The organism is Nocardioides sp. dk884 (assembly GCF_009557055.1).
GTDB lineage: Bacteria > Actinomycetota > Actinomycetes > Propionibacteriales > Nocardioidaceae > Nocardioides.
Genome location: NZ_CP045649.1, coordinates 1,673,291 through 1,685,179, shown reverse-complemented (window position 1 = coordinate 1,685,179; position 11,889 = coordinate 1,673,291). Strand labels below are relative to the sequence as shown.

General features: G+C 71.9%; 7 protein-coding genes and 1 pseudogene. 2 read left to right on the top strand and 6 right to left on the bottom strand.

Features of this window, described 5'->3' with window-relative positions:
- Nucleotides 1-115: 115 nt before the first annotated feature.
- Both GFH29_RS08155 and GFH29_RS08150 read right to left on the bottom strand, forming a co-directional pair.
- Nucleotides 116-1,087 (bottom strand): annotated as a pseudogene (locus GFH29_RS08155) (RNA polymerase sigma factor); the annotation flags it as partial.
- A 785-nt stretch (nt 1,088-1,872) separates the two neighbouring features.
- On the bottom strand, nt 1,873-3,258 hold the full coding sequence (locus tag GFH29_RS08150; protein ID WP_153322869.1) for a polysaccharide deacetylase family protein: 1,386 nt from the start codon (nt 3,256-3,258) through the stop codon (nt 1,873-1,875).
- A 719-nt stretch (nt 3,259-3,977) separates the two neighbouring features.
- Here GFH29_RS08150 and GFH29_RS08145 point away from each other — a divergent pair.
- On the top strand, nt 3,978-4,670 hold the full coding sequence (locus GFH29_RS08145) for a nitroreductase (RefSeq protein WP_153322868.1): 693 nt from the start codon (nt 3,978-3,980) through the stop codon (nt 4,668-4,670).
- A gap of 52 nt (nt 4,671-4,722) precedes the next feature.
- Nucleotides 4,723-5,637 carry an SDR family NAD(P)-dependent oxidoreductase gene (locus tag GFH29_RS08140; protein WP_153322867.1) on the top strand — a complete coding sequence of 305 codons (915 nt, stop codon included), beginning with the start codon at nt 4,723-4,725 and terminating at the stop codon, nt 5,635-5,637.
- 339 nt (nt 5,638-5,976) lie between these two features.
- Here GFH29_RS08140 and GFH29_RS08135 read toward each other — a convergent pair whose 3' ends face one another.
- From GFH29_RS08135 to GFH29_RS08120, 4 genes are all read right to left on the bottom strand, one after another.
- A complete protein-coding gene (locus GFH29_RS08135; protein ID WP_153322866.1) occupies nt 5,977-6,411 on the bottom strand; it encodes a hypothetical protein in 435 nt (144 codons plus the stop codon).
- A gap of 108 nt (nt 6,412-6,519) precedes the next feature.
- A complete protein-coding gene (gene lysX / locus GFH29_RS08130) occupies nt 6,520-9,867 on the bottom strand; it encodes a bifunctional lysylphosphatidylglycerol synthetase/lysine--tRNA ligase LysX (protein ID WP_194288998.1) in 3,348 nt (1,115 codons plus the stop codon).
- Nucleotides 9,868-9,901: 34 nt separating this feature from the next.
- Nucleotides 9,902-10,558, bottom strand: coding sequence for a DUF998 domain-containing protein (locus tag GFH29_RS08125; protein WP_153322864.1), 657 nt, complete (start codon nt 10,556-10,558; stop codon nt 9,902-9,904).
- The gene (locus GFH29_RS08120) at nt 10,555-11,868 is read right to left on the bottom strand and encodes an LssY C-terminal domain-containing protein (protein ID WP_153322863.1); all 1,314 of its coding nucleotides are present in this window, start codon (nt 11,866-11,868) and stop codon (nt 10,555-10,557) included. Before GFH29_RS08120 ends, GFH29_RS08125 begins: the two co-directional genes overlap by 4 nt.
- Between the last annotated feature and the right edge of the window lie 21 nt (nt 11,869-11,889).

Genomic DNA, 11,889 nt, shown 5'->3' with positions numbered 1-11,889 from the left:
GGGCCGGTCCCCCGGCTCGCGGGTCGGCATGCGCCCGCCGTACGACGCCGTACGACGCGCAACGGCCCGCCCCGCAGTGTGCGGGACGGGCCGTCTGTGCGCCGGGGCGCCTGGGTCAGTCGAGGTAGTCGCGCAGGACCTGCGAGCGCGACGGGTGGCGCAGCTTCGACATCGTCTTGGACTCGATCTGGCGGATCCGCTCGCGGGTCACGCCGTAGACCTTGCCGATCTCGTCGAGGGTCTTGGGCTGGCCGTCGGTGAGGCCGAAACGCATCGAGACCACGCCGGCCTCGCGCTCGGACAGCGTGTCGAGCACGGCGTGCAGCTGCTCCTGGAGCAGCGTGAAGCTGACCGCGTCGGCCGGGACGATCGCCTCGGAGTCCTCGATCAGGTCGCCGAACTCGGAGTCGCCGTCCTCACCGAGCGGGGTGTGCAGCGAGATGGGCTCGCGGCCGTACTTCTGGACCTCGATGACCTTCTCGGGGGTCATGTCGAGCTCCTTGGCCAGCTCCTCCGGGGTGGGCTCGCGGCCCAGGTCCTGGAGCATCTGGCGCTGCACACGGGCGAGCTTGTTGATGACCTCGACCATGTGCACCGGGATACGGATGGTGCGGGCCTGGTCGGCCATCGCGCGGGTGATCGCCTGACGGATCCACCACGTCGCGTAGGTCGAGAACTTGTAGCCCTTGGTGTAGTCGAACTTCTCCACCGCGCGGATCAGACCGAGGTTGCCCTCCTGGATCAGGTCCAGGAACAGCATGCCGCGGCCGGTGTAGCGCTTGGCCAGCGAGACGACGAGTCGCAGGTTGGCCTCGAGGAGGTGGTTCTTGGCGCGGCGGCCGTCCTCGGCGATCCACTCCAGCTCCTCCTGGAGCGCGGGGCGGATCTTGCCGCCCTTCGCGAGCTTCTCCTCGGAGAAGAGACCGGCCTCGATCCGCTTGGCGAGCTCGACCTCCATCTCGGCGTTGAGGAGGGGCACCTTGCCGATCTGCTTGAGGTAGTCCTTGACCGGGTCGGCGGTCGCGCCGGCGACCATGACCTGCTGCTCGGGCTCACCGGCGTCGTCGGCGTCGGAGACGACGAAGGCGGCTTCCTTCTCGTCCTCCTTGATCGTCGGGTCGGTGGCGACGTCCTTCTCGAACTGCTCGTCGGGCAGGTCGGGCAGGATCTTCTTGCCATCGGGGCCGATCACCGGAGCCGCGACCGCGGCCGCCGTGGCGGCCTTCGCGGCCGGCGCGGCCTTCTTGGCGGCGGCCTTCTTCGCCGTCGCCTTCTTGGCCGAGGCGGTGGTGGTCTTGCGGGCACTCGTCGCGGCGACGGCGCGGCTGCTGGCCGCGCCGAGGTCGATGGAGATCCCCACAGAGCTCAGGTGCGCCATCAGCGCCTTGAGGTGACGCGGCTCGACGGCGGCGTCCTCACTGGCCTGCCGAACATCCTCGGGCGACAGGGTGCCGGTCGGCTTCCCGCGCTCGATCAGGGCCACGACGGCAGGGTGCGCCAGCACCTCGGCAGGAATCTTTCGCGCGTTCGAGGACACGAACACCTCTCGTCAACTACTCACGTCGGATGGCTCATGGGCGCGGCAAGGCCCGGTAACGTCAAGAGCCGCAACCACATACTGCCACGGGGTTGGTGACTTCATAGTATTCGAGCCCCAGTACCCGCCTCCTCAGGATTCGCACGCTGGGCCCACGCCGCGGTTTCCGGCCCCGCGCTATCAGTAGAGATCGTCCTCGACCGTGAGCCCGAGCTCATGGCCACCGAAGTGCCCGAACGCGCGCTCGACGTCGTTCGCGGCGTGGATGCATGCGGCGTGAACGTCGCGCGCCACCGCCCCGGGAGCAGGAGCCTGACCCGGACCGTTCCGAACGATCAGGCCAGAGCCTCGGTGAACATCGGTGCCACGCTGACGCCGCTGTTCTTGAGGTAGGTGAGCAGGGTGCGGAAGCGGGTCTCGGTCCACGCCACATGGTCGGTGTCGTCGTTGATCTTGTGGAAGCACAGGATGAGCCACTCGCGGTTCGCGACCGCCGCATCGACGAGATCGGTCACCTGGCGATCGTCCTGGGTGTCGTACACCGAGACAGCGTTGATCCGGAACTCGTTGAGGTAGCCCTGCCCGTTGCCGTTGGGGTTGATGGTGCGGCCCGATGAGAAGTAGCGGCGGACGATGCCGCGGACCTGCTCGTTGTTGCCGCCGTTCGGATAGGCGAAGTGCTCCGAGCCCCGGTAGCCGTGACTGGCGAGGTACTCATAGGAGCGGCTGACAGCCGCCTCCGCTTCGGCGGCGGACAGGGCGGCGAGGTTGGTCGCCCCGTGCCCACCGATCAGCCAGCCGCGGTCGTGGAGGTCCTCGACCTGTGCCTGCGTCAGGTAGCCGCTCGTGCCCAGCAGCTCGGGGATGATGAAGGTGTTTCCGACGTAGCCGAACTCGTCCATGATCGTCGCCGCGCTGTAGTTGCTGGCGAAGCCGTCGTCGAACGTGATGCTGACCTTGCCTGCCACCCCGTCAGGGTGTGCCGTGAGGTGGTTGAACCAGATCGTCGGCGTGGTGTCGACCCTGCTCCAGCCGAGGAACGACACCATCTTGATGTTGTCCCACGCCGGGGCTCCCTGGATGCCGAACGCGCTGCGCGGGACGCTCAGCTCCATCCACTCGTTGTTGACCCATTCGGTGGAGGCGAAGGCGTCCTTGACGCTGACGTAGAAGAAGTCGTTGTTGTGGGTGGTGTGGAACCGGACCTGAGCGGTGGCCGTCCAGTCGGTGCACTTGACCCACAGCTTGAAGGTCTGGTGGGACAGATCGCGGCTGCCCAGCTCCTTCAGCATCATCGACTGTCCGGCGTCGTTGGGCTTCACGGTCATCACGACCGAGCCCTTGCCAGCCTTCTTCTCCGTCAGGGTGTGACCGACAGTGCCCTGCCCGTACCAGTCCGTGAAGCCGGAGCTCGTGTCCGTGACGAGCCCGCTGCTCCTCTTGGGTGCAGCCACGGTCATACCGGACCGGGGCCCCGTTGATCCGGCTACCTCAACCACGTTGCCGCCGACGACAAGCTCGCCGGCCTCGTTGAGCGAAGCGAACGTGTCCCGGAGGACGTCCTCGTCGAGGAAACCCGGAAGGGTGCCGAACGGGGTCTCACCGTCGCCGACCTTGAGCAGGCCGGTGTCGGTGACATACCCGGGCTCACCGAGCGCGAGGACCGGGTTGGCAGTCGCCCACTGAGCGGCCGTGCCTCGCCGCAGCTTGATCGTGGTCATGGTCGCTCGCCTTCTAGGGGGTGCCGCCGTCGATGGTGTCTTCCGCAGCCTCCGCTGGTGGTGCCGTCACAGCGACGCTCACTGCGGCGCCTGCGAGAAGGAAGCCCAACAACCCGCGCCGACTGCGAGGCTCCTCGTCGGCGCTCACGGGGTGCCTCCGTCGATGAGGTCGGGAAGCGCGGCGCCAGAGGGACCCGTGAAACCCCGTGGCCCTCGCGGGCCGGTCCGATTGACGGTGGTGAGCGTGGAACGGCGCGGGCATCGCCCGGTCGACTTCGCAGCGACCACGACGTCCCTCTTGCCGACGCACACCTTCACCGTCGTGGCCGGCTGACGCTGGGACGGCCCAGAGCTCGGCTGCGCGGACACGAGCGCAGTCGCTCCTACCCCGAGTCCCAGGACCAGGCAGAGCGTTGCTATAAGGACGCTTGCTTTCACGTGCGAAGGATCACCCATCGCTGCTACGTCGTGAAATCGGACGTCCACGATCACGGCCTCCGTCCTCGCCATCTGACCGGGGAACGTCGACCGCACCCGGGCTCCCCACCGATGAGTACGTCGCCGTCCTTCTCGCCGACCAGTCGCCGCGGCGATCCCCCACGAGCCCACCTGAGGCCGACCCCGGGCCGAGGCCGGCGGCCCACTGACCGGGAACACCGACGTCGTCGGACCGTCCCCGCGCCACGGTGGTGCCCCGCACCCGACCCTGGAGCCTGCCCGTGACGTCCTTGTCCACCCGTTCGGTCGCCGAGGTGGCCGCCGCCCGGCACAGCTGCCGCGCCTTCACCGATCGCCTCGTGGAGCCCTCGCTCGTCCGCGACCTGCTCCACACCGCGCAAATGGCGCCGTCGTGGTGCAACGTGCAGCCGTGGCAGGTGCACGTGACCGCCGGTGAGCAGACCGACGCGCTGCGCGCCTTCCTCGCCGAGCGGATCCCGGAGAGCACCGCGTCGTACGACGTCGCGCCGCCGGGGCCCTACACGGGCGTCCACGCCGAGCGGCGCCGCGAGTCCGGGCTGGCGCTCTACGACAGCGTGGGCATCGCCCGGGACGACAAGGCGGCACGGTTCGCGCAGGCCTGGCGCAACTTCACGTTCTTCGACGCCCCGCACGTGGCGGTCCTCAGTGTCGACCGCGACCTGGGCCCCTACGCGCTCGTCGACGCCGGGGTCTGGCTCTCGCACTTCCTGCTGGCGGCCACCGACGCCGGCATCGCCACGATCGCCCAGGCGGCGATCGCGTCGTACTCGCCGCTGGTGCACGAGTTCTTCGACCTGCCGGCCGAACGGCAGGTGGTCTGCGCCGTGAGCTTCGGGTACGCCGACGAGAGCGACGTGGTGAACGACTTCCGCACCACCCGCGCCGACCTGGCCGACGTGGTGGACGCCCGGGGATTCGCCTCGTGGGAGTGATCACCGAGCTCGGCGACCTGCTGACCAACCTGACCCCGATCGGGGCTCCCGCATGACCCACCTCGCCATCGTCACCGGTGCCAGCCGCGGCATCGGCCGTGCCATGGCCCGCCGTCTCGCCTCCGACGGCATCGCCGTCGCCGCGGTCTCCCGCACGCTGCACCCGGGGGACGGGGCCCTGGCCGGGTCCCTGGAGGAGACCGTCCAGATCATCACGGCCGAGGGCGGCACCGCCCGCCACTTCGTCGCCGACCTCGGTCGTCCCGAGCTGGACCGGGCCGCGCTCATCGCCGAGATCGAGGACGCCTTCGGCGAGCGCGTCGACATCCTGGTCAACAACGCCGCCGCCGCCCGCCACCACGGCGCCTCGTTCCTCGACATCGACCGGACCATGTTCCACGACTCGGTGGAGACCAACGTCTGGAACACCTGGGACCTGATGAAGGCGGTCGTGCCCAGCATGCGTGCGCGGGGCGCCGGCTGGATCGTCAACCTGTCCTCCCGCCTCGCCGGCCCCCGCGTCGGGCCGCCGTACGACTCCCACCCGCTGCTCGGCTCGGTGCTCTACGGCGCCACCAAGGCCGCGATCGACCGGCTCAGCACCGGAGCGGCGATGGAGCTGTACGACGACCGGATCGCCGTCAACACGCTGGCCCCCAACCGGGGTGTGGCCACCGAGAACGCCGCCCGGGCGGTGCCCGGATGGCCCTCGGAGCCCGAGGAGACGATGGCGGAGGCCAACCTGCTGCTGTGCACCGCGGACCCCCGCGAGCTCACCGGACGGGTCGCCTACTCGCTGGGGCTGATCACGGAGTTCGACCGCCCGGTCCGCACCCTCGACGGCACGGCGCTCCTCGAGGGCTGGCAGCCCTCCGACATCGACGCCGCCTCGCTGCTGCCCGACCACCTGGTGTTCAACCCCGCGCCTCCGGTGCCTCAGGCGCTGCTGCAGGGCGCAGACTCGTGAGCGCCGGCTGCGACGTCGCGGGCCTCCTGGCTGACACCTCGGTTGTCTCCGCCCGGGTCCTCCTCGCTGCGCGACGAGCCGCAACCGGCGACGACGGCGGCCAGGCTGAGAGCTATGACGCCCGCGACATCGAGGCCGCGTGGGAACGGGATCCGCGACGTGGCGCAGATCGAGCTGGCGAGGCCGGAGCCGGACGGGTCGTTCTCGTTCCTCACGCGTACGTCGTAACCGGGCCGGAGGCCCACTGACCGAGCCGGACCTACCAGGGGCGGTACGTCACCGTGAACCGCTCCGGGAGCTCCTCCCGCAACCGGTCGAGGAGCCTCCGGGCCTTTCCGCTCACGAGCCGCTCGCCAGCCACAGCGGACTGTCCCGGCACGGCTGCGGTACCTCGATGCCGGCGCCGCTGCCGTCGTCGACCGCGCCGCCGCCCACGTGGACGGCGTCACCGATCCCGATCTCGCCCTCGCCCGGGACGTCGATGGCGGGCCCGGCGGCGTCGATGACCTCGGTGCCGTGCGGCCAGATGACGACCATCCGGTCCCCGGCCTCCTCGCCCTCGACGCCGAGACACCCGTCCACCACGACCAGCCTGCCGGTGAGCAGAGCGTCCATGACCCCGCCCAGCGGCTCGGCGACCAGGACCTCGACGTCGCCGGCGGAGACGACCTCCGACGCGGCGTCGCCGCAGCCGGTGAGGCCACCCACGGCCACGAGCAGACCGAGCGCGGGCGCGAGCAGCGGACGCGAGCGGTTGGTGCGGGTGTCTGCCATGGTCGGAGTCTGACCCCCACCGGCGCGCAGCGGGTCACGATCCGGGCAACGAGGGCGTCTCGGCTCGCGCTCAGCCGTGCCGGACGCCGGTCCGGGCAGGACCGGAGCTCAGGGGTGCGGCTTCACCAGCGGGAAGAGGATGGTGTCGCGGATGCTGAGGCCGGTGAGGTTCATGACCAGCCGGTCGATGCCCAGGCCCATCCCGCCGGTCGGCGGCATGCCGTGTTCGAGGGCCTGGAGGAAGTCCTCGTCGACCTGCATCGCCTCGGGGTCGCCCGCCGCGGCGAGCAGCGACTGCGCGACCAGCCGCTCGCGCTGGTCGACGGGGTCGATCAGCTCGGAGTACGCCGTGCCCTGCTCGGCACCGAAGATCACCAGGTCCCACTTCTCGGTGAGCCGCGGGTCGTGGCGGTGCGGGCGGGTCAGCGGGGCGTTCTCCTTGGGGAAGTCGGTGTAGAACACCGGCGTCGTGGTCTGGCCCTCGCACAGCTCGCCGTACAGCTCCTCGAGCACGAAGCCCCACGACCGGTCGGTGTCGAGCTCGAGGCCGATCCGGTCGGCATGGCCGCGCAGGGTGCGCAGCGGGGTGTCGGCGGTGACCTCCTCCCCGAGCGCCTCGGAGACCGCCTGGCAGATCGTCTTGACCGGCCACTGCCCGGACAGGTCGTGCTCGACGACCCGGCCGTCGGCGTCGGCGCGGCGCGCCACCGGCGAGCCGTAGACCGCGGTCGCCGCCTCCTGGATCAGCTCCTGGGTGAGCACCCGCATCGTGTCGTAGTCGCCGTAGGTCTCATAGACCTCCAGCGAGGTGAACTCCGGGTTGTGCTTGAAGTCCGCGCCCTCGTTGCGGAACTGCCGGCCCACCTCGAAGACCTTCTCCATGCCGCCGACGAGCAGCCGCTTGAGGTGCAGCTCGGTGGCGATGCGCAGGTAGAGGTCCAGGTCGTAGGCGTTGATGTGGGTCTCGAAGGGCCGCGCGTTGGCGCCGCCGTGGACGGTCTGCAGGATCGGGGTCTCGACCTCGGTGAACCCGCGGGCCTGCAGGGAGTCCCGGACGCTGCGCACGACCGCGGCGCGCTGGTAGGCGATCGTGCGCGCCTCGGGCCGCACGATCAGGTCGACGTAGCGCATCCGCACCCGGGCGTCGGGGTCGATGAGGCCCTTGTGCTTGTCCGGCAGCGGCCGCAGCGCCTTGCTGGTGAGCACCACCGCCGTGGCGCGCACCGACAGCTCCCCGCGATGGGTGGTGACCACCTCGCCGGTGACGCTCACCTGGTCGCCGAGGTCGATCTCGTGCTCCCAGAACGACAGCGCCTCGGCCGGGAGGTGCTCGGCGTCCACCATCACCTGCAGGTCCCCGCTGCCGTCGCGCAGCGTGGCGAAGCCGAGGTGCCCCATGTCGCGCTTGAGCAGCACGCGCCCGGCGACCGACACCACGACCCCGCTCTCCAGGTCCACGACCGGCTCCGCGCCCACCATGGCGCGGACCTGCGCGAGAGTGTGGGTGCGCGGGGCCGTGACCGGGTAGGGGTCGATCCCCTGGGCGCGCAGCCGGTCGAGCTTGGCGCGGCGTACCCGCATCTGCTCGGGCAGGTGCTCGGGCGAGACGGCCTCGGCGACCACGTCGGGGGCCGGGGGGATGAGCGCCCGGACGGCGGCGGCGTGGTCGGGGGTGCCGGTCTCCAGTCCCCCGACGCCGGCGCCGTCCTGGGCGCTGCCGCGGCGCCGCAGCCGGGCGATGGACGGCGCGGTGAGGAAGCCCTCGGCGCTGCCGGCGGCCGTGCCGACCCGCGGCAGGTCGGAGGCGTACTCATAGCCCAGGTAGCGCGGCTGCCACTCGGGGAGGTACTTGGCGTTGGAGCGGTAGAGCGACTCCAGCTGCCAGGTCCGGCTGGCCAGCAGCAGCCCTTGGCGCCACAGCCGCGCGACCGGCGCGGCGCCGAGCTCGGCGCCGCGCTCGAAGGCCTCGCGGAACATCGCGAAGTTCAGCGAGACCGGGCCGATGCCGAACGTCGCCGCCTCGTCGGCGAGGCTCGCGACCATGAGCTCGACGAGCCCGTTGTCGGCCGTGGGGTCGCGGCGCATCAGGTCCAGGGAGAGCCCGGCGCGCCCCCACGGCACGAAGCTGAGGAAGCCGTGCAACCGCCCGTCGGGGGCGTGCGCCTCGACCAGCACGCAGTCGCCGTCGAGGGGGTCGGCGAGCCGCCCGAGCGCCATCGAGAAGCCCCGCTCGTCGCCGCCGTCCCCGCGCCACGACGCCGCCGCGTCGCCGAGTGCCGCGAAGTCGGCGTCGGTGAGGCTCGCGTGGCGCCGCACCCGGGTGGTGTAGCCGCGCCGCCGCAGCCGGGTGACCGGCTGGCGCACCCCCTTCATGCCGGGCGCGTTGAGGGAGAACATGCTCATGTCGACGATCGCCTCGTCGCCGATGTCGAGCAGGCTCAACCCGGCGTCGGCGTACACGAGCGCGCCCTCGTGACCGGCGCCCATCACCGCCAGGGACCAGCCGTTCGCGCGGGCCTCCTCGCGCCACCGCGCGATCGCCTGCGGCCAGTACGCCGGGTCCCCGACGGGGTTGCCGCTGGCGAGGCTGACCGAGCCGACCGCGCGATAGGACACGCCCGCACGCCCCGTCTGCGCCGACCCGGTGTCCCAGACCACCGACTTGTCGCGCCTGGTCGCGAAGTAGCCCAACGAGTCGTGCTCGCCGAAGTCGCGCAGCAGCCCGCGCACGCGTGCCTCGTCGGCGACCTCGAGCGTGCGGGTGTCGCGGGGCGGGCGGAACAGGAAGCGGGCGGCGCCGAGGACCACCACGGCACCGACCGCCGCGATGAGCAGCCGCACCCACCACGGCGACGCGGCGTCGGAGCCGAACCCGATCCGCCCGAGGTCCAGGAGCATCCGGTCCAGGACGTAGCCCACCGACTCGGCGTACGACGGGGAGCTGCCGAAGGCTCCCACGAGCGCGGCACCGCCGAGCACCATCACCAGCCCGCCGCCGAGGAACACCGCGAGGGCGGCCGGGAGACTGCCCGGAACCCGCCGGGCGACGAACTGGTGGCGCACCCGCACCGCGACCACGAGCGCGGCCGCGACGAGCACCAGCCCGATCGCGGCCAGCGCCACGTCCTCGCCGTCCACCAGCGCGTCGATCCGGCCGATCTCGGGCAGGCCGAGCCACCAGACCACTGTGACCCACCAGGCCGCCCGCAGCCGGCGCCGCAGCGCGACAGCGGTGACGAACAGCAGGGCCGCGTAGACCAGGCTCGGGACGACCGGGATGGCGAGCAGCGAGACCACGTCGTCGGGGCGCGCGAAGTAGCCGCGCCAGGGCGGGACCAGCGCCGCCGCCACTGTCAGCGCGGCGAAGAGGAACATCACCCCGGCGAACCGGTCCGGCCAGCGATCGTCGGCCGGGAGGTGGAGGTGCAGGCGGCGTTCGACAGCGCGCTCGGTCATCCGAACCTCCCCGCTCAGAGTGGTGGCGATCACGTTACGGGAGCACAGCATCCCGGGCTCGCGCCGCGAGCAGGCCGAGGCAGCCCAGCCAGGCGCTGATCACGACCACGTTGACCCGTTGGCTGATGCCGCCCACCCACCGCAGCCGGGCCGAGGGCCTCGCGTAGCCGAACGCCAGGCTGCTGCCTCCCCCCAGGCAGAGCACCGCGGCGGCGGCCCGGTGCACCCAGCGCGGGCCCGCGTGCCGGGTGCTCACCCAGGCGGCCGCGACGCCGACGTAGAGACCCGTGTCGGAGACGATGCTGGCGCGGTCGTGCACCTCGCTGCGCGGACGCCTGTCGACCTCCTCACGGACCACCCGCGGCCCGAACGGCGTCGGCACGAGCGCGGCGAGTGCCGCACCGGCCGCGAAGACCGCCGTGGCGCCGACCACGACCTCGCGTGCCGGCCCGGCGGGCAGGGCGGCACGCACGCCCGGCAGCAGCGGCACGACCAGCACCGCGGCACCCACCTCGGACGCGCGGTAGACCCAGGCGTCCGGCTCCCCCGGAGCGGCCAGCTCGCTCACCATGTGCCCCAGGCTCGCCGTGCCGCGGCGTACCCAGTCGAGGGCGAAGTTGGCGTAGAGCACGCCGGCGCCGGCACCCATGACGGCCGGGCGGAGCGGGCCGCGGCGCGGCACCCCGGTCATCGTGACGTCTCCGCGCGGGCCCGGGTCATGGCACTGCCCCGGCGGCCTGCTCCGGTCGCGCGGGCGCTCCGGCCGATCGCGTAGTCCCGCGCCTCCTGACTGGAGAGCGCCAGCAGCACCAGGATGCTGCCACCCGTGGCGAGCAGCTGTCCCACCCCGACCGGCCGCTCGTGGCCGAGGACGGAGATGAGCATCGCGGTCACCGCGGTCACCGAGCAGCCGGCGGCCAGCAGCAGCCGCGCCCAGTTGCGCCCCGACAGCACGAGGAGCGCCAGGGCGACCTCGCCGGCGGCGATCACGGCGAAGGCCAGTGCCAGCGCCCTCGGCGAGTCCTGGCTGGCGCGCTCCAGCGCGCCCGCGCCGTACGTCGCGGCGCGGGCGAGCGCGACACCGCAGCCGAGCACCACCAGCTCGGGGACGTGCCTGCGGGGCGGCACCGATGCCACCTCATCGTCGCCCGCGGCCCCGGCGGCCCGGGCGGGCGGGGTGGTGGGGACGGGTACGCAGCGCAGGTCCAGGATCGGCAGGTCGCCGTCGGTGCGGATCCGGTCCCCGCCGCCGTTGCGGTGGTGGTAGCCGGAGGAGAAGTTCTTGATCACGCTCAGCTCCGCGGCGGGTGCCGCCGCGCGCACCGTCGAGACGACGAAGTCGCGCTCGACGTCGGTGTCCTCGTCGATGCGGTGGGTGACCTGCAGGGTGAACCAGGACAGGCCGACTCCGCGGTCGAAGGTGGCCGCTGCCAGCCAGTCGGCGCGCGCGCCGCCGGGGAGCAGCCAGCCGTCCGGGCAGCGCCAGAACCGGATGTGGTGGCGCTGGGACGGACTGCCCGCGACCTCCTGCTCGTAGGCGAAGTCCTGGGTGCGGTCGAAGAGGCGCAACGGACTCACCGGGGCACCGGCATAGCTGCGCCCGCGCAGCACGCCGCGCACGATCCCGACCGCGCTGCGCAGGTCGAGCTCGTCGGCGCGCGTCCACCCGCCCTCGTCCATCGCCGTGTGCACCTGCTCCTCCGCACCGAGGAACCCGAGGTTGACCGGGTCGCCGAGCAGGCCGTCGCTCGTGCGGGTCCGCCCGACGAAGTAGCCGGGCAGGTAGATCGAGGTGAGGATCCGGTGCAGGCGCGGCAGCACGAGATAGCTGAAGAACAGCCAGAACACGAGCAGCAGCAGTGTGGGCCAGCCGGGCCGCACCCCGTCACGCAGCAGCACGTAGGCGAACCAGACGCCGATGACCCCCGACAGCGCGAACAGCCAGCCGTCGAGCACCTCGCTCCACGACCTGCTGCGGTCCTGCGGGCGGTCGCGCCCCATGAGGCCAGTGTGCACGACACC